The sequence below is a fragment of the Streptomyces sp. NPDC058812 genome, from assembly GCF_042744565.1.
Classification (GTDB): domain Bacteria; phylum Actinomycetota; class Actinomycetes; order Streptomycetales; family Streptomycetaceae; genus Streptomyces; species Streptomyces thinghirensis.
The window spans coordinates 13179-33321 of record NZ_JBHYOB010000008.1; the positions used below are offsets into that span (position 1 = coordinate 13179).

24 protein-coding genes and 1 pseudogene are annotated in these 20143 nt (G+C 68.6%); 17 read left to right on the forward strand and 8 right to left on the reverse strand.

Annotation, left to right across the window (positions count from 1 at the left end):
* Nucleotides 1-105 precede the first annotated feature (105 nt).
* Together ACFW48_RS17950 and ACFW48_RS17955 are read right to left on the reverse strand one after the other, a co-directional pair.
* Nucleotides 106-1506: an FAD-binding oxidoreductase gene (locus ACFW48_RS17950; protein WP_386315730.1), complete on the reverse strand. Its 1401-nt coding sequence runs from the start codon at nt 1504-1506 to the stop codon at nt 106-108.
* Nucleotides 1507-1515: 9 nt separating this feature from the next.
* A complete protein-coding gene (locus ACFW48_RS17955; RefSeq protein ID WP_386315732.1) occupies nt 1516-2535 on the reverse strand; it encodes a hypothetical protein in 1020 nt (339 codons plus the stop codon).
* 224 nt (nt 2536-2759) lie between these two features.
* Here ACFW48_RS17955 and ACFW48_RS17960 point away from each other — a divergent pair, with 224 nt between their 5' ends.
* Entirely contained in the window at nt 2760-3320 is a 561-nt protein-coding gene (locus tag ACFW48_RS17960) for a hypothetical protein (protein WP_386315734.1), read from the forward strand.
* 746 nt (nt 3321-4066) lie between these two features.
* On the opposite strand, the gene ACFW48_RS17965 is transcribed toward ACFW48_RS17960, so the two are convergent.
* A complete protein-coding gene (locus ACFW48_RS17965; protein ID WP_386315736.1) occupies nt 4067-4369 on the reverse strand; it encodes a hypothetical protein in 303 nt (100 codons plus the stop codon).
* A 217-nt stretch (nt 4370-4586) separates the two neighbouring features.
* Complete coding sequence (locus ACFW48_RS17970; protein WP_386315737.1) at nt 4587-4715, reverse strand: hypothetical protein; 129 nt, start codon at nt 4713-4715, stop codon at nt 4587-4589.
* A gap of 678 nt (nt 4716-5393) precedes the next feature.
* On the opposite strand from ACFW48_RS17970, the gene ACFW48_RS17975 reads away from it, so the two are divergent.
* The 8 genes from ACFW48_RS17975 to ACFW48_RS18010 all read left to right on the forward strand — a co-directional run bounded on the left by ACFW48_RS17975 (nt 5394) and on the right by ACFW48_RS18010 (nt 9957).
* Nucleotides 5394-5615: a hypothetical protein gene (locus ACFW48_RS17975; protein WP_386315738.1), complete on the forward strand. Its 222-nt coding sequence runs from the start codon at nt 5394-5396 to the stop codon at nt 5613-5615.
* Nucleotides 5612-5986 carry a hypothetical protein gene (locus ACFW48_RS17980; protein WP_386315740.1) on the forward strand — a complete coding sequence of 125 codons (375 nt, stop codon included), beginning with the start codon at nt 5612-5614 and terminating at the stop codon, nt 5984-5986. Before ACFW48_RS17975 ends, ACFW48_RS17980 begins: the two co-directional genes overlap by 4 nt.
* A gap of 86 nt (nt 5987-6072) precedes the next feature.
* Nucleotides 6073-6747 (forward strand): hypothetical protein, encoded by a 675-nt coding sequence (locus ACFW48_RS17985; RefSeq protein WP_386315742.1) that lies wholly within the window; start codon nt 6073-6075, stop codon nt 6745-6747.
* A 271-nt stretch (nt 6748-7018) separates the two neighbouring features.
* Entirely contained in the window at nt 7019-7333 is a 315-nt protein-coding gene (locus ACFW48_RS17990; protein ID WP_386315744.1) for a hypothetical protein, read from the forward strand.
* Nucleotides 7334-7532: 199 nt separating this feature from the next.
* Nucleotides 7533-7712, forward strand: coding sequence for a hypothetical protein (locus ACFW48_RS17995; RefSeq protein WP_386315746.1), 180 nt, complete (start codon nt 7533-7535; stop codon nt 7710-7712).
* A gap of 35 nt (nt 7713-7747) precedes the next feature.
* Entirely contained in the window at nt 7748-8008 is a 261-nt protein-coding gene (locus tag ACFW48_RS18000; RefSeq protein WP_386315748.1) for a hypothetical protein, read from the forward strand.
* 292 nt (nt 8009-8300) lie between these two features.
* Nucleotides 8301-8579: a hypothetical protein gene (locus ACFW48_RS18005; RefSeq protein WP_386315750.1), complete on the forward strand. Its 279-nt coding sequence runs from the start codon at nt 8301-8303 to the stop codon at nt 8577-8579.
* An 802-nt stretch (nt 8580-9381) separates the two neighbouring features.
* A complete protein-coding gene (locus ACFW48_RS18010) occupies nt 9382-9957 on the forward strand; it encodes a DinB family protein (protein ID WP_386315752.1) in 576 nt (191 codons plus the stop codon).
* A 427-nt stretch (nt 9958-10384) separates the two neighbouring features.
* Here ACFW48_RS18010 and ACFW48_RS18015 read toward each other — a convergent pair whose 3' ends face one another.
* The 3 genes and pseudogenes from ACFW48_RS18015 to ACFW48_RS18025 form a co-directional block, all read right to left on the reverse strand.
* On the reverse strand, nt 10385-10651 hold the full coding sequence (locus tag ACFW48_RS18015) for a hypothetical protein (RefSeq protein WP_386315754.1): 267 nt from the start codon (nt 10649-10651) through the stop codon (nt 10385-10387).
* Complete coding sequence (locus tag ACFW48_RS18020) at nt 10632-10856, reverse strand: hypothetical protein (RefSeq protein ID WP_386315756.1); 225 nt, start codon at nt 10854-10856, stop codon at nt 10632-10634. Before ACFW48_RS18020 ends, ACFW48_RS18015 begins: the two co-directional genes overlap by 20 nt.
* 254 nt (nt 10857-11110) lie before the next feature.
* Nucleotides 11111-11277 (reverse strand): annotated as a pseudogene (locus ACFW48_RS18025) (IS5/IS1182 family transposase); the annotation flags it as partial.
* 246 nt (nt 11278-11523) lie between these two features.
* On the opposite strand from ACFW48_RS18025, the gene ACFW48_RS18030 reads away from it, so the two are divergent.
* Nucleotides 11524-13566, forward strand: coding sequence for a TerD family protein (locus tag ACFW48_RS18030; protein ID WP_386316293.1), 2043 nt, complete (start codon nt 11524-11526; stop codon nt 13564-13566).
* Between the two features lie 267 nt (nt 13567-13833).
* A complete protein-coding gene (locus tag ACFW48_RS18035; RefSeq protein ID WP_386316294.1) occupies nt 13834-14571 on the forward strand; it encodes a vWA domain-containing protein in 738 nt (245 codons plus the stop codon).
* A 369-nt stretch (nt 14572-14940) separates the two neighbouring features.
* On the opposite strand, the gene ACFW48_RS18040 is transcribed toward ACFW48_RS18035, so the two are convergent.
* A complete protein-coding gene (locus tag ACFW48_RS18040; protein WP_386315757.1) occupies nt 14941-15699 on the reverse strand; it encodes a PIG-L deacetylase family protein in 759 nt (252 codons plus the stop codon).
* Between the two features lie 200 nt (nt 15700-15899).
* Between ACFW48_RS18040 and ACFW48_RS18045 the strand changes: the two genes are divergently transcribed.
* From ACFW48_RS18045 to ACFW48_RS18070, 6 genes are all read left to right on the forward strand, one after another.
* Nucleotides 15900-16310, forward strand: coding sequence for an SRPBCC family protein (locus ACFW48_RS18045; protein ID WP_386315759.1), 411 nt, complete (start codon nt 15900-15902; stop codon nt 16308-16310).
* Between the two features lie 555 nt (nt 16311-16865).
* Nucleotides 16866-17507, forward strand: coding sequence for an HAD family hydrolase (locus ACFW48_RS18050; RefSeq protein ID WP_386315761.1), 642 nt, complete (start codon nt 16866-16868; stop codon nt 17505-17507).
* Nucleotides 17508-17611: 104 nt separating this feature from the next.
* The gene (locus ACFW48_RS18055) at nt 17612-18799 is read left to right on the forward strand and encodes a helix-turn-helix domain-containing protein (RefSeq protein WP_386315763.1); all 1188 of its coding nucleotides are present in this window, start codon (nt 17612-17614) and stop codon (nt 18797-18799) included.
* 421 nt (nt 18800-19220) lie between these two features.
* Nucleotides 19221-19379, forward strand: coding sequence for a hypothetical protein (locus ACFW48_RS18060; RefSeq protein ID WP_386315765.1), 159 nt, complete (start codon nt 19221-19223; stop codon nt 19377-19379).
* Nucleotides 19376-19747 carry a DUF6415 family natural product biosynthesis protein gene (locus ACFW48_RS18065; RefSeq protein WP_386315767.1) on the forward strand — a complete coding sequence of 124 codons (372 nt, stop codon included), beginning with the start codon at nt 19376-19378 and terminating at the stop codon, nt 19745-19747. The genes ACFW48_RS18060 and ACFW48_RS18065 overlap by 4 nt, the downstream gene beginning before the upstream one ends.
* Nucleotides 19744-19956 carry a hypothetical protein gene (locus ACFW48_RS18070; protein ID WP_386315769.1) on the forward strand — a complete coding sequence of 71 codons (213 nt, stop codon included), beginning with the start codon at nt 19744-19746 and terminating at the stop codon, nt 19954-19956. Before ACFW48_RS18065 ends, ACFW48_RS18070 begins: the two co-directional genes overlap by 4 nt.
* Nucleotides 19957-20143 lie beyond the last annotated feature (187 nt).

Consider the following 20143-nt stretch of genomic DNA (forward strand, 5'->3'; position numbering starts at 1 on the left):
CCTGCGGCCACGACCAGCCGCAGCCGCAGCCGAGCCGCAGCCAGGGAACTTCGTAGTGGCCGCCGGGAGTCCCGGCGGCCGGTGGGCGTGCTGCCAGTCGATCACTCAGCCGACGGGGGCGGCGTGGCTGGGGCGGATGTTCTGGTTGAGGCGAAACAGGTTGCCCGGTTCATAGGTGCCCTTGAGTGCCACGAGGCGGGCGTATTTGTCCTCGCCGTAGGCGTCGCGGACGCGGTCGGCCTCCGGTGTGAAGTTGAGGTAGGAGGCCCCGGTGCTGAACGGGCGCATAGCGGCCGCGAAGGCACGCCCGGCCTTGATCATCGCGCTGTCGTCGTTGGGGTCCGCCCACATGCAGATCGGGGGGAAGAGGTAGCGGGCCTCGCGTTGGGAGAACGCGGTCGCATCGTCGGGCACCGCCGCCACGCCCTGCCCGATACGGAAGATGATCATCTGGCTCAGGGGTGCGCCGTGCACGGTCAGGTCGACGCCATGCGCGAGGAACCTGTCGATCGCGTCGTCGCTGAGTTCCCGCATGTACTCGCCGCGCCAGTAGCTGCGGAAGCCTCGGGACGCTAGCGGGTCCAGGGCCGACTGGAAGGCCGTGTATGGCATGGGCCCGATGTGGTCCATGGCGGGACCGAGGTCCTTCAGTGGCTGCACCACGTCGGCGCCGCGGTCGGCGTCACCGACGTACAGTGCCGCCATGCCCAGGACCGGCTTGCCCCGTAGTTCCTCGGGGACGAACGGCTCGGGCGGCGCGATGAACAGGACGAGGGCGGACGAGAGCTCGTCCGGGGCGGCGTCCACGCGGTCCCGCCAGCCGCGCAGTACCTCGGGGGTGCGCTCGACGGGGAACATCGCCAGCCCCGCGAGGACGGTCGGGCCGAGCGGGTGCAGTCGGAATTCGAACTCGGTGACGATGCCGAAGTTTCCTCCGCCGCCGCGGATGCCCCAGAACAGGTCGGCGTGCTCGTCCTCACTGACGCGCACCACCCTGCCGTCGGCGAGCACGACCTCGGCCGAGATGAGGTTGTCGCAGGCGAGCCCGTGCTTGCAGGACGTCCAGCCGTATCCGCCGCCGGTGGTGAAACCGCCGATCCCGGTGGTGGTGACGCGCCCGCCGGGCGTATGGAGGCCGTGTACCTGGGTGGCGGCGTCGAGCTCGCCCCACAGGACGCCTCCGCCAGCCCGGGCGGTCCGCCCCTGCGGGTCGACCGTGATCGTCTTCAGGCCGCTGAGGTCGATCAGCATCCCGTCATCGCAGGTACCCAGCCCGGTGACGCTGTGGCCGCCACAGCGGACCGCCACGACGAGCCCGTGATCCCGGGCGAAGTCGACGGCCGCCGCGACATCCGCGGTGTCGGCAGGGCGGGCGATGACCGCCGGGCGCCGGTCGATCATGGCGTTGAAGACCTGGCGGGCCTCCTCGTAGCCGGACTCGGCGAGCCGCACAACCTGTCCGGCGAACCCCTGGCGCAGTGCGGTCGCCAGATCGGTGGTAGTCATGACTCCTCCTCACTCCTTCTCCGGTTCTCTTCCCAAAGCACGATCGTGTCCCGGGAAGCGTTCCGCGAGCGTTTCCCGGACCCGCTGCCCGAAGGCCCGCGCCCGCTGTCGCCGCGCTACCGCCAAGGCCCGTTCGAGTTCCGCCAGCACCTCGTCCCCGGGAGCGCCGAGCGCCGCCAGAAAGGACGCGCGCAGGCGTCTGATTTCGGCCTCCCAGAGCTCCGCGCCGCAGCCCATGCCGAGGGCCTCGTCGGCGAGCGCGAGGCCGGCTGCCGGCTCACCCGCCACCGCGTAGTCCTCGAGCAGCAGGCGCGTGGCCATGCCCGGCACGCCCGGTGCGGGTGCCTGGCCGCGGCCCATGACGTGATCGCGTACGGCCCGTACTCGCGCCAGTCCGGCAGCCGTTCGCCCGTCGAGGACATCCAGGTGGCCGGCGAACATCTCCGCGACCAGCCGGATCTGCGCGGGAGCGTCGTCCACCGCGCCGGCGTGGAGGGTCCGCACACCATGCCGTATCCGTTCGGTGTCGCGGCGGTCCATGGCGAGGATGGCGGACCACACCCAGACGGTCGCCCGGCTGTAGGGGTGGGCGGACTCGCCGGCGGTGTCGAGGGCGTTCCGGACGAGGTCCTGCTGGTGGTCCGCGTCGTCGGGGTGGCCCAGGAGCCAGAGCGTGTGGGCCAGGCGCAGCCGGACGAGAAGTTCCGGGTCCTGTCCGTAGCGCAGGACGTGGGCGTGGCGCAGAGCGGGCCGGAAGTGCCGCATGGCGGCGGCTCCGAAATGGGCGCGGGCCGTGGTCAGGTGTCCGGGCCAGTAGGCGGCGATTCCCAGGATGTAGTCGCTCTCCACCGACAGGACCTGGTCGTCGTCCCGCTCGGCGCGGGCCTGCAACTGTGTGCCGAAGGCGTGCGCCGACTCCCATTCGCCGCGGGTGAGGGCAGCCAGCGCGAGGGACCACAGGAGCGGCGGCTCGGGATCGGTGCCGAGCTGCCCAGCCAGGCGCAGGGCGCGTATGTGAAGCGTCGTCATCCGCTGGGACCCGTAGCCCTCGCAGGCTATAAGTGGCGCGGGGAGCGCGGGGAGCGCGGTGAGCAGGCGCAGTTGGAGATGGGCGGTGTCCGGCCCGGCCGGCAGTCGGTCGGACAGCCTCAGGGCGCGTTCGAGCGACCGGACGGCGGTTCCGCCACACCCTGGCCTGGCACATCGCCCGCCGTACCGGCGGGCTCGTCGCCCTGGCCATCCAGTACGGCCACATGCGTACCGCAGTCAGAGCCGGCTACGCGGCGCGGAGCCGCGACGGCATCCACGACCTCCTCGACATCGAGACCGCTCGCGCCACCGCCGACACCCTCGCCGCCCTCCACAAGGATCTCCGCGCAGGCGTCGGCATCTCCGGGTCGGCTGCCCGGCGGGCGATCCACGCCGCCGCCCAGGCGCCGACGTTCACCGGCTCGATCCGCAGTGCCCGTCAGGCCAAGGCCATCCTGCGCAACCCCAGCCTGGCCGTCCACGACAACCCGCACGCCTTCCTGATGTGCGTCTACAACCGCGACAAGGCCCTCTGCCACCGCCTCGGCACCAGGGACACACCTACCTTGGACCGCTGCGTTCCCGCCTGCGCGAACATCGCGCGCACCGACCGGCACGCCGCCCAGCTGACCGCTCAGGCCGAAGACCTGGAGAAACAGTCAGCCTCCGAGCTGGTCCCGGGCCCGCTCGCCGACCGCCTTCACCAGCGCGCCGAAAGCCTGCGCAGCCTCGCAGCTCAGCACCACCGCACCCGCATCGCCGACCAGGAGGAGACCACAGCATGAGCCCGGCACCCGACGAACGCGACCGCATCCGGGCCGCCATGGACTCATCCTCGCCGGGACACCAGAGCAATCGAACGGAGCGCTCACCATCGTCGCCCTGGCCACGGAAGCCGGAGTACCCCGCAACGCCCTCACGCAACGGCACCTCGATCTGAAGAACGACTTCTACGCAAGAGTCCGCGCTCGAGGAGGCACCCCTGACTGGGAACTGCGGCTACGCAAACAGATCGTCAAACTCAAGGAGCTTCGAGCGGCAGACGCCGAGGAGATCAAGCAGCTACGGGCCGATGTCGAGGCCCTGGTCGTCAGCACTCCATGTGTCTGAGGTGGACAACCGTCAGCTGCGCGAGCAACTGAGCGCGCCTGGACCAGGCGTTCGCATCTTGCCCATACAGCCCCGTCCCAGGACGTGACTCCAGGGCCAGAAGCCCCTGGGACCTAGGTTCTGCCAGCTCAACTGGTTGGGGGCGGGGCCGTCGGCCCATCCGGCGGCTCACACGATGTACGGGCAGGGGCACGTCGCAGAAGGTGCCTGGCGAGCAACGTCACCCAGACCGCCAACCCCAGCGCGGCGACAACCCTCAGCCAGGGCACGGTGCCGCTACTGGCTGCTGTCCACCCGTAGAACAGAATGCTCAAGCACATCCAGCCCGGGCCGTCGAAGAACTCGCCCCTGGGGTTTCGTGACACTGCCCTGTTCCCCTCTTCCCTCACGCGTCTTCAGAGCAGGCCGCGCCGGACCCTGCTCAGGATCCGTCCCATATGCCCAGACGCTTGAGCCTGCGCCGCCGGAGCCGTTCCGCGACGGCCGCGAGACCGAAGATCACTCCCATGGCCAACCCTGCGAACACAGCGAACAGCAGATCGTCGGGCTCCTCCTCTCGCGACAGCGTCAAGCAGAGGAGCGTAAAGGGCACTGCCGCGCAGAGGCCGGCACCGATGGGGCGCTGGGCCACCCACTTCTGGATCCGTGTCGGACGCCGTTGCCCGCCCAGGACCTGATCCCAGGTCCAGAACGCATCAACAAAGGAACGCTTCCAGCTCGCCACGGCGGCAGGATACGGCAGCTGATGAGCTGCCCCTCGGCCGGGCCACGCCCGGCTGCCGCCATCCTTCTCGACACCGACACCGACACCGACACCGTGCGCGATCGTCCGCGGCCCGGCAGTCTCCGTGCTTGTCTGCGTCTGAACAGGGCTGCCGATGGAGGTGTGCTGGCGCGCCGCGAACCGGCCGGGAACTGTGGGTGGCAGCACGGCGGTTTCTCTACTTGTTCTGGAGCTTATTGATCGCGAGGACCGTGATCAGGCCACAGGCCAGGCCCGCGAGGCCCCAAGGACCGCTCGGGCTGTAGTCGTTGAGGTAGTAGCCGATGGCGCAGAAGACAACGGTCACGGACAGGACGATGAGTCCCCAAAAGCGTCTTCCGGGCATCCATCTACCTACTCCTTCTTGCGATGTCGGATCGTAAGATCTTCCTGCGGTTCCAGCTGAAGCACGGTGCATGTGGGTCCAAGTCGGGCCGCTTGGGGAGTAGAGCCTGTACCGAGCAGGCCAGGCCCCTGGGGTTTCCGGGAGCACACGACCGTGATCGCGAAGGTCAGCTCGCCGCTGCGGCAGGATATGGCAGCTGATGATCCGGCCCTCGGCCGGGCCAACGCCCACCAGCCGTCATCGGGGCAACACCGATGCTGTTCAGGGACGTCCGCGAGCAGCGCGATCACCAGATGCTGCCGCGACCCGGAAGACAACGCTGTTCGAAGAACACAAGGCCAGGGCCGTTGTCACGCACATTGCCGGGTTCCGGAAAGCAGCTGGCCAGGTCGTTTGCCGTGCCCGGTGGATGAGCGGCGGTGTACGGGCAGCCATCATGATGAGCCGGGGGCGGACCTGCTGTTCTGAGGCCCGCAGGATGTGACAGGCGGAGGGAGGGACAGATGCTCGGAGCCGTGGCCGAGGTGTTCGACAGGGTGATGGACGTGCTCGTGGTCGCCGCGGGGGGTGGGATGCGTGTGGCTGGGTTGCCGGGCCCTGCTCCGGCCTCGCCGACCACCGGAACCCATCCAGGGGTCCGTGTGGGGAGTCCGTGCCTGGGGGCTCGGCTTTGTCCTGCTGGGGATCTCCCTCGCCATCGAGACGGTCACCTTGATGACCGGCGGGCAGCCGGGCTGGTCGGCGGATGTGATCCGCTGGGTCGCCGGGCCGCTCGTGGTCGGCTCGATCGTGACGGCCCTTGTCGCCCGGGGGTGGCAGCGCCACCGGGCCCGAACGGTGAAGGGCGGGCGGCGGGCGTGAGACGATCCGTCTCCTGGAGCGAGGCAGTGCTGGTCGCCGCGGCCTGCTGGGCGGTCAGCGGCCTGGGGTACGCCGCAAGCGCGGCCCTTGACGAGCCGCGGCTGTCCGTTGCTCCCCTCATCGGCGCCGGGCTCGTGCAGTGGTTCTGGGTACGTCACCGTTCCTGGCCTGCCGGGTTCGCGGCCGGCTTTGTGGGGGCTACTGTGCTGTTCGCGCTCGTCGACAGCCTGCGGCCTGAGCTGGTCTGGTACGTCGCGGACGCGCTGGCCACAGGGGCAGCGGCGACCGTCTCCGTGGCCTTGTTCACCCTGGTGGGACGGGTGGCGCCGTCATGCCGTCGCGCGGTGACCCGCTCCTGGGCCTCCGCCTGAGCCTGCCTCCGGAGCCGGGAACCGTCCGGGGGCGTACTGTCCGGCGTCGCGTGTGGGGGCTGTGCGCGGCGCTGCTCGGAGTCGTGATGCTCCTTGTCGGTGCCGCGGGGCTGGCCATCGTGCCGAGCCTGATCGAGGACGAGAAGGCGTTCGGAACTGCGACCTCGTGCGCTGCCCTGTCCTCTCCTCATGACGACTGCCTGCGCTCGTTCGAGGCGACCGTGACCCGTACAGTGATCAAGGAACAGAACAAGTCATCGGGGTACACGCTGTACCTGAACGGTCCGACGCAGGTGCCCCGCAGCATCGACATGGGCGCCTCCGAGCCGCTGCTCAAGCGCCTGCGTCCAGGTGACCACGTGACGGTCACGCTGTGGCGGGACTACGCGACCGGAGTACGGCAGGGCAAGGTCGTCCAGGAGACCGCCGATACCCCGGAGGGCGAGCCGATCTTCGTGTGCGCGCTCGCCCTGGCGGTGATCTGCGGCGGCGCGTACGGCCTGTACGCGGGTCTCACGGCCCTAACCCGGGCCCGGTGCCACGCCGTGCGGGACCTGCCCGCCACACTCGTGACCAGAGGCAAGGAAGCAGCCGGAGCAGCCCTGTGTGCGCTCCCGGCTATGGTTGTGGGCACCTTCACGAGCGTGCCGGTCATGCTGGTGGTATGGCTGGGCCTGCTGCCGCTCGTGCGATGGATCGTGCAACGGCATCAGCAACGTGGTATCGGACGGCACGCCCGGCCGCTGGTGCACACGGCTTGACAGGCCAGAACCATGAAAGCACCTGCGCCGAGCCGGGGCCCCGCATCACCGCGGCTGTGAGGTGTTGGCCGGCGCCCCCGTCGGCGGCCATGCCGCTGGTGCGTGATCATCTTGATCAGGTTCACGCTGTCGCAGCCCGGCAGCTCCATCAGCCCACTCGTCGGCGCCCTCCCCGGTCAGCACCACCCGGGAGGAAGCTCATGGAGGGCGCCCCAAGAGGTGCCATGATCACGCGGATGTCCGGCATGAGTCCGGCTTGTAAGGAGGGAACATGAGGCTCTACCTCGGCATATCGGTCATTCTGCTGGCGTTGCTCATCGCCGCTTCGGGTATCGCGGCGCTCACCCGCGGATGGGTGCTTCCCACGAACCGGAAACACGTCACCCGCCCGCAGCTCTACGGCTGGGGGCAGTTGGTCATTGCCATCGCACTCTGCTGTCAAGTGGCCTTCGGGCTGATGACCAACGACGTCGACACCCGGCAGTGGGGAACTCTGACTGGCAGCGTACTCATGGTGACCGGCATCCTCGTGATCGCGGTGAGCCAGCGCACGGCCGGTCACCGGCAACGTCGTAGCGCGCAGTGATCAGGACAGCGAACCCTCAGTCAGACAGGACATCACCAGCAGCTGCTGCCTCGCCCCAGAACCAGCAGCCGCTACCCTCATCCTCGGATGGCAGCAGGCCGGCCCCGCCGCGGCGGCCTGGGCCCTGCTGATCGGGGGCACTCACCGCCCACCTGATCCGCCACCGCACACCCCGCCCACGACCACCATCCAGCCCGCCATGAGGAACACCATGACCGAACGCCGCATCGGAGTCATCCTGGCCGCCGCCGGAACCCCACTCACCCTGGCCGGCGCATTGATGTACGTCCTGCCCGGCCCCGGATTCCCCGTCCTGGTCATCGGGCTTGCCGCGCTCATCACCGGCCTCGTCATGACTGCCACCACCCTCCGCAACTGACCCGACCCCGCACCACACAGGAGACCCCCGCCACCATGACCTGGCACTGGATCGGCCTCGCTCTCTTCTCCCTCACTCTGCTCCCTGCCGGCCTTGCCATGATCACCGGACGCATACCGGAACGTCTGCGAACCCGGCTCACCCCGACGAGAACCCGCGGCTGGGCAGTCCTCGCCCTGTACGCCGTCGCGCCCCTCAACGCGATCCCGCGTATGGCCGGAGCCTCACCGGCAATCACCTTGGCCGCCACCGCGGTCGCGGGCATCGCGGCACTCCGTACGGCGAACACCGCCTGATGACGAGGCCACCGCGCTGGCGGCGCGAGATCAGATCAGTCAGCCTCTGGTGGGCCGCGCTCACGCTCATCCTCTGGCTGCTCAGCCACACCACCGGCCAGCCCACCACCCTCCCACGCTGCGCCGCCTCAGCTGCACTGCTGGTCGCGGTCGGAGAATCCGGAGACTGGCTACGACGGCCGCAGCTGCCCGCAGCCCGTTCGATCGCGTAACCGACTACTGCGAGGGCGACCTGTTCGGCCACATCGAGCGCACCCTGCACGCCCTGCCGCCCGGCTCGGACCCGGCCGCCGTGAGCGAGGCGCTCGACGCGTGCCTGCCCCGCATCGTCTGGGACTGCTACGGGCCCCGCACCCGCAGGGCGATCGAGGAGCTCTTTCCCGCTCCGCAGCCGCACCCCGCACCCCGCTACACCGACCTGACAGCGGCGCAGCAGCAGCTGTTGGGCGATCTCGCCGGCCACCGGCACGCCTGGCTCATCCGCTCGTCCGCAGACCGGCTGCGGGACCTCGGCCTTCCCCACACGCAGGAAGCCCTGCAGTCCTTCGCCGGAGCGCACCGCACCGCCTGAAGCACCACAGCACCACGCAGCGAGCGAAGGAGTGCTCAGGAACGTAAAGGCGGCACGGCTGCTCGGCCCGACACGCACGCTGAACAAGCGGGCGACTCCTGCTGGCCACCTGTGAGGTGCTCGTTCCGTTCCTCACTCAGTTGAGAAGCGGAGCACGTGAGGCATCGAGCAGCCCCGACCGATTTCTAAGATCCTCATCACCATGGCTGCCTTTCGCGTGCCAGGCGGTGTGCACACTCGCGGCTGCACAGTGGTCTCGGCGCTCAATGTGCACGCGGCTGCACAACGAGGGCCGGGGTCCTGCACAGTCGGAGAGCGCGGCGACTGTGCACACCGGGCATGCACAGTCGCCTCGGGCTGCACAGTCAGTCCGCTGATACGCAGCCGGGAGCAGCGATTCGTCTCCCGGTGCTGGCGCGCACCCTGCCGTGAACCCGTAATCGGGCCCATGGTCGGGGCTGTGGTCCGGCCGACCAAGCCGGCCTCTCCCACCCCCGACCAGACAGGCAGCCGCCACCCCCGACCACCCACCACAAGACCGCGGCATGCCCACTGACCAGCCATGGTCGGCTCCATGGTCGGGCCCACCAAGGGTGCCTGTCGCGTGCGTGGCAGTGTGCACGCTCGCGGCTGCACAAAGTTCCCAGCGCTCAATGAGCAGGTGGCTGCGCAAAAATACGGCATCTGTCCGGCTTGGCGGACTGGACGCCGCAGAGGGGCGGGACGCGGTCGGTCAGCCGTTGGCCGACCCGGATTCGATATTCAGTGGCGGACGGAGTTGATGCGCGGCCACGATGCGATGATGGACTCAGGTGAGGGCAACAACGAAACAGCGGTGACTCGGTGGACCCCTTCCACCATCTACCCCGACATGTGGGTCGACCCGGACGACGATCCGCGCGAGACCGAAGTCGAGACGGTCGACGAACGCGGCACGCTGCTGGAGAGTCTGCGCCACTTCCGGCTCACCATCGAGATGAAGTGTGCCGGCCTGGACGCCGAACAGATGGCCCGGCGCTCCGTACCGCCATCCACGATGTCCATGCTCGGGCTGGTGAGGCACATGGCCGAGGACGAACGGCACTTCCGCCGCATGGCCGGAGAGGACTCGCCCAGGATTTACCGCACCGCCGAAGACCGTGACGGCGACTGGAACGGCGCGGTCGCCGACCCAACGGTCGTGGAGGATGCCTGGCGGCAGTGGCGGGCCGAGAGTGAGGTGACCGACCGTTACATCGCGGGCTTCGCAGACCTCGGCACGCGGACCGGGGAGGGGCCGCTGCGCGAGATTCTGGTGGCGCAGATCGCCGAGTACGCGCGGCACTGCGGCCACGCCGACCTCCTGCGCGAGAGAATCGATGGCCGAGTAGGCCAGTGATCACACGCCGACGCACGGATTGGAGAAGCGGGAGAAGTCAGCCGATCTTGTCGGGTGCCCCGGGCCAGGCCCCTGTGCCAGCGGAGTGGTAGGGACCCGGGCTGTTCTCGATGGCCGTAAGTGGAGCTGGCCGCCAGGTTCTTACTCGCTGTGGCCGGTCGGCCTTCTGACGATCGAATGCATGCTGGATCCCGAGTTGCTGGAACGGATCACCGCGCGGCGCGCGGAGCCGGACGAACTCGAAGAGCAGCTGGCCCAACAACTGTCGGAAGTGCGGGCCGAGCGGTGATCCGTTCCGGCAGCTCGGGATCCAGCATGCCCCGGAACGTAGAAGGCTGCCGGACTACGGCGAGCAAGAACCGGACAGTTCAGCTACCTGCTTCTGCTGACGACCGCTTGCTCAGGGCTCGATCGCTACGAATGTCGGTTAGCCGGGCCGACCATGCGCCAGACGCTGAGCTTCGACCGTGACCTCGGCATCGAACTGGGCCAACGACCTGTTCCCGTACTCGACGATGTCGTACTCGTCATCAAGCTCAACAAGGCGCTCGGCCAGGGGTAGCTGGTGGCCGAACCGCTGGTGGATGCGCATAACAAGCTCTCGCGGCGTCAGCCGGCCCGCCAGCATCTGGTGCGCGAGCGCCCGCACGGCAGCGTCCTGCCCGGCCTCGCTGTCACACAAGGTCCAGCTCATCGAGTACGACGGGAAGCAGGTCGGGAACGTCGTACTCCGCCTCCGCACGTGTGTATCCGGCCAGAATGCGCAGTGCCGGGCTGTCCAGTCCGGCAACGAGTGCCGCGCAGGCAACCTCGACGAGATCGTGAGCATGGGCCTCGCCAATACTCCAGAGATCAGCGAAGTCTTGCAGGTCATCGGTTGCGGCTTCGATCTGCGACACCTACGCATGATCCCCTGCATCAGATGGTTCCGTCGACCGCCTTTCGACTCAGGCGCCGGGCATCACCATGAGGACCCGGACCCCTGCTGGAGCCGCTTACCGATGGCTTCGGGTCGGCGGGCGAGTTTGACGGCCTGGACGCGTGCAGCGGGCACGAGGCCGAGGAATTCCAGGGGGCACGCCGGTGGATCTCAGCGCGTTGCGCTCTTCCTTCCTCGGGCCGTTAGGGCGGGAGTTCAGGCCGTGCACCGGTCGCCACCGTCGGTGATTACCGCGAGGGTGGTACCGATGGCACCCTTCGGGCCGGACCCCTGCGGGCCCGGCAGTCGTCGTGGTTGTCGGGAACCGGCTTGCCGACGGCGACGACCAGGCGGGTGTCGGCGTCGACGGAGACTTGGTGGTTGGAGGACCGGTAGTTCCTGATGGGGGGCGATCAGAGCCGTGACCGCGGCCGCCCGCATCTCCGTCGGTCCGCCTCACTGTCTGCTTTCTCGTGCGAGGCCGTAGCGGGTCAACCACCCATCCAACTTCACAGAACCTCCACGTTCGGGCTCTGTGCGTAATACAGTTTTTTCGCGCGACTCGTCATCTTGTCGCGCAAGGGGGCAGATGTAGCGGAAATCCTCCGCATGCCCAAGGTGCGCCGCTGGGGGGCTTTGTGCAGGGAATGATCATGGGTTCGAACGTGGCCCTGGCGGACCTGAGCGACAACATCGGTTCAGTGATCGTCAGTCTGGGGTGGGCCAGTCCCACCGGTGAGGGCGACGCGGACGTGTCGGTCCTGCTGCTGGACGAGAACGGAAAGGTGCGCAGCGACGGAGATTTCTACTTCTACAACCATCCGGTGGCCGCCGATGGAAGCGTGCAGCTTCTGGGTAAGACGCCGACGTCGGACGGCAGTGAGGACCGGATCAGCTTCGACCTCACGGCCGTACCGCCGGCAACCGAGCGGATCGTCGTCGCTGCCAGCAGGTACGACGGGGCTCTCTTCGGTGACCTGGAGAACGTGAGGATCACACTGGCCGACGCCGCCGGCGACAGCCTTCTGCGGTTCTCTGTCGATGACGCGGGCTCGGTGGCGGCGGTCATCTTCGGCGAGTTGTACCGACGGGGCGAGGGATGGAAGTTCCGTGCCGTCGGGCAGGGATACGAAACAGGGCTTGCCGGGCTGGCGACGGATTTCGGCGTCGACATCGAGGATGACGCGGCCGAGGAGGCAGCGGCAGCGCTCGTCGCCGCGGAAGCCGGCGAGGAGGCGGACGCGACGGCTTCTGCGCCGGTCGAGGAACCGGCTGGGAAGCCGACGCTTGAGGCCATCCCTGCTCCTCGCCAGCCGGAGGGTGAAGTCACCGGGCCGAAGAAGCCGGCCGCTCGCCCCCGAACGGCGAAGAAGAAGGTCACCCTTCCCAAGACGGTGAAGAAGACCCTCGCGGAGAACGATTCCTGGAAGCAGGCCAGGCTCTTCCCGGTCTCGGTGCTCAAGAGCGACCGGGACCGCGAGATGCGCGCCACCTCGGTACTGCTGTCGGTGATGGCGCAGGTGCCGGAGTTCAGCAGGAGGCTGACCGCGGGGTTCGGGGCTCCGGCGGGCCGAATGGAAACGTTCACGGAGGTCTCCCTGCCTCACGGTGACAGTCCCCGTCGCCCGGACGGGGTGATCCGCGTGGAGCGGGCGGGCAAGTTGTGGACCGCGCTGGTCGAGACGAAGACGAACGGCAACGGTCTCAAGACCGACCAGGTGCAGGCGTACACGGACATCGCAGCACGCCGCGGTTACGAGGCCGTGATCACACTGACGAACGATGTCGCGCTGGAAGGCAGCCCGCTCGTCGACGTCAAGATCGACAAACGCCGCAAGCACAAGGTAGCCCTCTGGCACCTGTCCTGGGCAGAAGTCGCCCACCAGGCGCAAATGCTGATCAGACACGAGGGAGTGAGCAACGCGACGCACGCGTGGCTGCTCCAGGAACTCCTGCACTACCTGCAGCACGAGAACTCCGGCTGCCACGGTTTCCAGAATATGGGCCCCGCCTGGGTCCCCGTGCGCAACGGCATCGACGATGAAACCCTCTGCCAGGGCGACGCCCGCGCACTGGAAGTGGTCGAGAACTGGGAGCGACTCATCCGCCAGGTCTGCCTCAGACTGGGTGGCGAACTGGGACAGAAGGTCCTTCCCGTTCAACGTGCCAAACGCGGAACCGGCCCCAAGGAACGCCGGGACCGCCTCGCCGACCAACTCTGCCTCGACGGCCGCCTCCATGCAGAACTGCGCATCGACAACACCCCAGGTGTTCTGGCCGTCAGCGCCGACCTGCGCACCGGGAAGCTACGCACCTCCATCGAGATTCCGGCCCCACAGCAGGGCTACCCCCTCAGCTGGGCCAAGCGACTCGTCCGGCGCCTGGCCGAGGCGCCGGCCGACCTGCACATCGAGACCCTCACCGACAGTGATACCGGAGGCCCTCGCGGAACCCTGGAGCGACTCCGCCCCGAACCGGCGGACCTGCTCCCGAAGGAAAGCGGCACCGCAATCACCGGGTTCCGCCTGTCCCTGCTCAAAAGCATGGGAAGCGGCCGCGGCAACGCCGAGACCGGCTTCATCCGCAGCGTCGACGACGCCGTAGACCGCTTCTACACCACCGTCGCCGTCCACCTCGACACCCCAACAACACGCCGGACACCATCCGGGGAGCGCGCCGCGACCGGATGACGCCAAGACGCATCCCCGACCAGAGCGTCTGCGTCCGCCGGGGGCTGTCCTCTTGCGCACGCCCGCACCCGGCCTGCGCGAGAGCACACCTCACGCCTGCACCACACAACGGGTATCGGAGGACGAGGCAGGCGAAGGCGCCGAGGCAACCATGCTGGTCGAGATCGGTGGCACGCCGAGCGTCGAACCACACCATGCGCAGCCCCGCCGGCGACCGCGGTGCCTACTCGAAAGCAAAGAGCACCACCAGCGAGAGAAGTGATCCCGATAAAGAGCAGTGAACACTCGGGGACCATCAACCTGACCAAGGTGCAAGAGAAAGCACCCGACCTGGTCAGTCTGTACGAAGCGGCCGGTGCCAGCGTGCGCCGGCATGGGCTGGAAAGCGTGCGGGCTGCGGTGTACCTCGTGCTGGACCGATCCGGGTCTATGCGGCCCTACTACCGCAACGGCACCATGCAGCACCTGGCCGAACAGGTTCTGTCACTGTCGGCCCACCTCGATGACGACGGCACTGTCCCCGTGGTGTTCTTCTCCACCGATGTCGACGGCTCCACCGGTCTCACACTCGGCGGGCACCGTGGCCGTATCAACAAACTGCACGAGAACCTCGGCCACATGGGGCGCACCAACTACCACTGGGCCATGGACGAAGTCATCGACCACTACCTCCAATCCGACAGCCACTGCCCCGCCCTGGTCATCTTCCAGACCGACGGCGGCCCCACCAGCAAGTACGCTGCCGAGCGCTACCTGTGCAAAGCCGCGCGCCTTCCCCTGTTCTGGCAGTTCATCGGCTTCGGCGACCCCGACGACAACGAGTTCGCCTTCCTGCACAAGCTGGACACCCTCGCCGTTCCGGCCCGCCGCATCGTCGACAATGCAGGCTTCTTCCACGCTGGGCGCACCCCGCATGCCATTCCCGATGACCGCCTCTACGACCAGCTCTTGCAGGAATTCCCCGACTGGCTGACCGCTGCCCGCACCGCCAACATTCTGCAGTAGAGGAGCCGTTGTATGAGCACCGAACGCCCCATCAGCGACCAGGCCGCACCACTACACGGACTACACGGAAAACTGACCGGCGCACATACCGGAGCAAGACTCAGAACCTGTGGACCGACCCGGGAAGGACTACCTCCCTACCTCCCCGGGTGAGATTCAGGCATGGTCCACGCGGCGGCGGGCGGCGGAGACCGGCTGGCACTGGCCGTACTGGCACAGTGGCGGACGGCGACGGCCCAGCGTTGCGCAGACTATTGCGCAGCCTCGACCACGGCCCGTCCAGCCCCGACCGCCACAGGTCCCAGTGCTGCGCAGCTTGCACACCGCATGAGGAGTCACGGCCGCCTTCCTCTCAGGGCTGGGCCGCGGTCAGGCGGTAAGCTCCGTCTGCGCAGCCGGCGCGGCAACGGAGGCGTGGCGGATGAACCATTCGGTAGCGAACAACCGGTGCCGTGTATCCGGCGGAAGGCCGGCGATTACGCCGGGCAGGGCCCCCCGTTCCACCTCGGAGCGATGCGCCAGTACGGCGGCGATCTTCTGCTCCATCCACGGGCCGACATCCACCGTCGCGGTGACCTGTCCGTCCGAAACGCTGTAGACCGCCTTGCGCGCGCCAATGACGCCTTTCACGGCCGGCACGGCCGAGTGCGGGTGCGTGGCCAGGTAGAGGGCGCGCGGCTGCCAGGGGGCGCCTGCGTCCGGGTAGAGCTGTTCGAGGTTGGCTGCTTGGGCAGCGAGCATGGTCACCCGGTGGGTGTGCACATGATCGGGGTGCCCGGTCAATCCGCCGTACGCGTCATGAGTGACGAGGATGTCCGGGCGGACTTGCCTGATGTGCATCACCAGCCGCCGCACTGCCTCGTCGAGCGGCACGTCGCACCACCGCACACCGCCCGGGGCCGAGTGCGGTACACGCGCATCGGCGTACCCCAGCATCCGCGGCTCGCCAGCCCCGAGGATACGCAGCGCCGCCGCCAACTCCCCGGCCCGCACAGTGTCTACGCCCCAGGTCGCCGTGACGACCGCGGTCCGCGCGCCCGCAGCCGCATGACGAGCCAGCACCCCACCCGCAGACAATGATTCGTCATCCGGGTGAGCGAACACAGCCAGAAGACTCGGCACCGTCACGATTCAGACCACCTCCCGGCACGAACGAGAGGGCCTGATCGTACGCCGCCCAGCACGGGGCGAGCGACGGCTGAAATTCCATAACACCGACCACGCTGGCTGAGATTCCACGTGATCGCTACGCGGGGTCTACCCAGCGGGAGCATGCATGTCCGATTCGTTCAAGAGGACCGTGTCCACCGTCCATTACCGTCACCGCCATGAACAACATCGGCGAGGCTTCACGTCACCTCAGTACCCGTGTCGACCGCACCGTCAACGACGTCTACGCCTACGCATCGGACCCGGCCAACCTGCCCGCGTGGGCCCATGGCCTGGGAGAATCCATCGAAAGGATCGACGACCATTGGGTCGCGGAGTCCTCCCCCATGGGACGAGTCGTGATCACCTTCGCACCGCACAACGAGCTGGGCGTACTCGACCACCACGTCACGCTCCCCTCCGGGGAAACCGTCTACAACCCGGTCCGCGTCATCGCCAACGGCGCAGCGAGCGAAGTCGTGTTCACCCTCCGCCGTCGGCCCGAGACCAGCGACGCCGACTTCGACCGCGACGCCAGCATGGTCGCCGCCGACCTGGGCCGCCTCAAGAAGCTCATGGAGTCCCGTTGAAAACCTCCCCCGGGACCGGCCGATCCACGTGGGAGCCCCGGAACCAGGCCCCGGCTGGGCCAGCAGCACACACTCCCGCCCTGGCAATCGCCCAGACACTCTGGCTGCCACCACAAGAACACCAGACACACCCCTCCGCTCACGAGTACCCATCCACCCCAGACCCAGACCACAACTAGGCGAACCATCCCCCGTCGGCATGGGGAGCAGTCGACTGGAACAAGCCCGCGCGACCCGGCGAGACACCACCCCCGCGAGCGTGGGGAGGCACGTCGCCGGCATCTTCAGCGAGCTGGCCGACGAGGGCCGTCGCCGCGCGGGGACCATCCTTGCGGGCGCAGGGAGCAGGGCGGGCCGTCACCCGGCCGCCGGGTCTCGCCGGGGCCATCCCCGCGGGCACAGGGGTGTTCCGGCCGGGTCGTTGGTGAGCAGGTACCAGGCGTCGCCCTCCCCGCCGACGCGGGGGTGCTGTGTCCAGAGTCGTCGACACGCGGGACTGAGCCGCGTGGCAGCCGGTTCGATCGGCGCGGGTAATCGGGGCCTAGGCTCCCAGTCGTGATTGAAACCATCATTTTCGACGTCGGCGAGACGATCACCCGAGACGACCGGTACTGGGCGTCCTGGGCCGACTGGCTGGAGGTCCCCCGCCACACCCTGTCTGCGCTCGTGGGTGCCGTCGTCGCTCAAGGGCAGGACAATGCCGAGGCCCTGCGTCTCGTGCGGCCGGGCATCGACGTTGCTGCCGAGTACCGCGCCCGCGAGGCCGCCGGCCGCGGCGAGACCCTGGACGAAGGCGACCTCTACAGCGACGTACGCCCCGCACTGGCCGCCTTGCGGGACCTAGGCATACGCGTGATCGTCGCGGGCAACCAGACGACTCGCGCGGGTGACCTGCTGCGCAGCCTTGCCCTTCCGGCAGACCTCGTCGTCACCTCTGGCGAATTGGGTGTTGCCAAGCCGGAACCGGGGTTCTTCCACCGAGTGCTGGAGGTGGCACAGACGGAGCCGGACGAAACCCTGTATGTCGGCGACCACCCGGCCAACGATGTGTTCCCCGCCAAGACTGCCGGCCTACGCGTCGCGCACATCCGCCGAGGCCCCTGGGGCCACCTGTGGGCGGACTCCCGTGAAGTGGTGGCCGCGGCGGACTGGCGGATCAACAGCCTCACGGAACTGGCCGACATCGTCCGCGGCTGACCAGTGCGAAGCGGCCCCACCAGTCGAAGCTTGGGGCCGTTCGTGTGCACGTCGCGTGTGGACGCGAGTACCGTTCGGAGTGGACGCGTGGAACTGGAGTCAGTATGCCCGCACTTACAGACAGCGGGGTAGGCCGCCGGATTGCCTACTACCGCAGTGTGGTCCGCCCGAAGATGACGCAACAGCAGCTCGCCGACGCCGCCTGTGTCGCCCTCGGAACCATTCGGAAGATCGAACGGGGCGAGCGAGGCGTCACTGACGCCACCCTGGAAGCCATCGCTGACGCCCTCGGGGTAGACCCTGCCCGTCTACGGACCGACCGCGGAGCTGCGCACACGCGAGTGCATGATGCGCTGCCTGCGCTCTCTGACACGATCGCTACCTACGACCTTCCCGACGACGGCCCCACTCGACCCATGCGTGATCTGCGGGCTGCGGTCGCCGAGGCCGCCAGGTGGCGAGTGGCCGCCCAGTACACGCGGATTGTGCGCGCGCTCCCCGACCTGTTGACGGAACTCACCCGCGCCTTCCACGCCGCCCCAGCCGAGGACCGTGCGGAGATCGCAGGTCTACTCGTCAGGGCCTACCGATCCGCTGACGCGGTCGCCTACAAGTTCGGGGCCCGGGACCTGTCCGCCCGTCTGATCGACCTGATGCGGTGGGCTGCCCCCGAAGCCAGTGACCCGGTGTTGACTGCCACCGTGGCCTACGTGCGGACCGAGACGTTCTTCGCTGCCCAGGCTCACGAGGCCGGTCTCAGAGCCCTCGAACAGGCATTGGATGCCGCGCCCTGCGCATCGGCAGCCCCAGCCATCGCCGTCCAGGGCGCCCTCCACATGCGGGCAGCGGTCATTGCGGGCCGGGCGCGCGACGACTCGGCAGCGACGCGACACCTGGACGAGGCCCGCACATTCGCGGACCGAATTCCGGAAGGCGTGTACTGGGGCACCGCCTTTGGCCCGGACTCCGTACGCGCGCACGAGGTGTCCGTCGCCGTTAGCCTGGGAGACGAACACGTCGCGCGGGCTCTGGACGTCGCGAGCGAGTGGAAGCCGCCGAAGGAACTGCCGGCCGAACGACGCAGTGGCTTCTACATCGAGCTGGCCCGGGCGCAACTGTGGACCGGGCTCGCCGACGATGCCTTCGAATCGCTGAAGGTGGCCCGGCACATCGCGCCGCAGCATACCCGGGAGCACCCGTGGGTCCGTGAGGACGCTGCCCGGCTGCGCCGCCTCAAGCGTGCCGACTCTGAGACGCTCACGAACTTCGCGGAGTGGTGCGCGGCCACCTGAACTGAGCTACTCCAGCTACCACTTGCTGGGGTACTTGTACCTCCCGTCGGCCCCCACCATCTGTTCCACGCGCAGAAACCAGCAGATGGGAACCGGGATGCCGCAGACGCTCCGGCCCGCGCCCGCAGTCGTCGAGGGGCGCATGAGCATCGTCCGACTACACGGTGAGGCGTGCTTCAACTGCGGAGCCGTCAACCGGGCCCTGCGCGCGGCTGGACACGTCGTGGTCCGTGGCAACAACCGCGTGTGGGAGGTCTTCACGTGCGGGTGCCGCAACCAGAGGGCCACCGCGTGACCGGTGTACGGACGTCCATAGACCCCGGCGGCCGGGCGAACGGCCCCGGGGCGCGGCCAACGCTCATTCCGGAGAGGGAGCGCCGACGCCATGAAAGCTACAGCCCGCAGAAAGCCCAGCGCCAGGATGACCTTGCACGTGTACCGGGTGAACCGGGACGGTGCGATCACCAAGGATTTCGGCACGATCAGCGTCAAGGGCAAGGAGGCTCCGCTGCCGATCCGCGACGCGTACCCGCCCTGCGAGTGCCCGCGCCACCGCACCGCACAGGCGGCGGCCCGGTGAACGCCACCGGCCAGCCCACGGCGACCGTCCCGGTCGACCTGGAGACGATGCGCGAGACCGTGAGCGCCCTCCTCAACGCCGACGGCGGCACCGTTTACCCGGAACCCTCCGACACGCAGGTGACGGTCCTGATCGAGCTGCTGCGCCGCCACGTGGAAGTGATGGTCCGCGAGGTGGTGGCGGCCGGGCGGCTGCCGGACAGCATCACGCGGTACTGCGCCCTTGCCTGCATCGGCGAAGCACGCGGCAAGCTCCGCGCCGCACCGGCCGCGCGGCCCGGCGGCGCCAACGCCTACGCCCGCCGCCTGGCCCGCGTCCTGGCAGCCCTGTGCGACCACCACGAGCTCATGGACGGCGAGCCGAGATGACCGGCGCGGTGCGCCTCTGCTGGCACTGCGATCAGCCGATCACCGACCCGGAGGACGCGGTCCTGGTCGCCCAGGAGGCCGGCAACTCCGGGCCCGGCTGGAACGTGTGGGCCCACCGGGTACACGCCGACCGGATCGAGCCGCACCCGCTAGCCGTCCGCGCCCTGGCCCACATCCTGCTCGCACGGGCCTTCCCCCAGGGCGACTGACCGCCCCCGCCCAGCCCCGGCGTCTGGGGCCCCATGGCGACCGCAGGGTCAGGGTCGCACCCCATAAACGCCCGTCCCGTCGAAGGACCGCAAGCCGTCGGCGGAACGGGTCCCACACCTCCCGTCCCGCGCCCCAACCCCGGACAGGTCGAGCCCCGGAGCGGGCTCCCCGCACCACAACACGAAA

Coding starts and splice junctions, on each gene's coding strand:
- ACFW48_RS17950 (WP_386315730.1), bottom strand. CDS start 1,506: ATGACTACCACCGATCTGGCGACCGCACTGCGCCAGGGGTTCGCCGGA.
- ACFW48_RS17955 (WP_386315732.1), bottom strand. CDS start 2,535: ATGACGACGCTTCACATACGCGCCCTGCGCCTGGCTGGGCAGCTCGGC.
- ACFW48_RS17960 (WP_386315734.1), top strand. CDS start 2,760: ATGCGTACCGCAGTCAGAGCCGGCTACGCGGCGCGGAGCCGCGACGGC.
- ACFW48_RS17985 (WP_386315742.1), top strand. CDS start 6,073: ATGCTCCTTGTCGGTGCCGCGGGGCTGGCCATCGTGCCGAGCCTGATC.
- ACFW48_RS17990 (WP_386315744.1), top strand. CDS start 7,019: ATGAGGCTCTACCTCGGCATATCGGTCATTCTGCTGGCGTTGCTCATC.
- ACFW48_RS17995 (WP_386315746.1), top strand. CDS start 7,533: ATGAGGAACACCATGACCGAACGCCGCATCGGAGTCATCCTGGCCGCC.
- ACFW48_RS18000 (WP_386315748.1), top strand. CDS start 7,748: ATGACCTGGCACTGGATCGGCCTCGCTCTCTTCTCCCTCACTCTGCTC.
- ACFW48_RS18010 (WP_386315752.1), top strand. CDS start 9,382: ATGGACTCAGGTGAGGGCAACAACGAAACAGCGGTGACTCGGTGGACC.
- ACFW48_RS18015 (WP_386315754.1), bottom strand. CDS start 10,651: ATGAGCTGGACCTTGTGTGACAGCGAGGCCGGGCAGGACGCTGCCGTG.
- ACFW48_RS18030 (WP_386316293.1), top strand. CDS start 11,524: ATGATCATGGGTTCGAACGTGGCCCTGGCGGACCTGAGCGACAACATC.
- ACFW48_RS18045 (WP_386315759.1), top strand. CDS start 15,900: ATGAACAACATCGGCGAGGCTTCACGTCACCTCAGTACCCGTGTCGAC.
- ACFW48_RS18055 (WP_386315763.1), top strand. CDS start 17,612: ATGCCCGCACTTACAGACAGCGGGGTAGGCCGCCGGATTGCCTACTAC.
- ACFW48_RS18060 (WP_386315765.1), top strand. CDS start 19,221: ATGACCTTGCACGTGTACCGGGTGAACCGGGACGGTGCGATCACCAAG.
- ACFW48_RS18070 (WP_386315769.1), top strand. CDS start 19,744: ATGACCGGCGCGGTGCGCCTCTGCTGGCACTGCGATCAGCCGATCACC.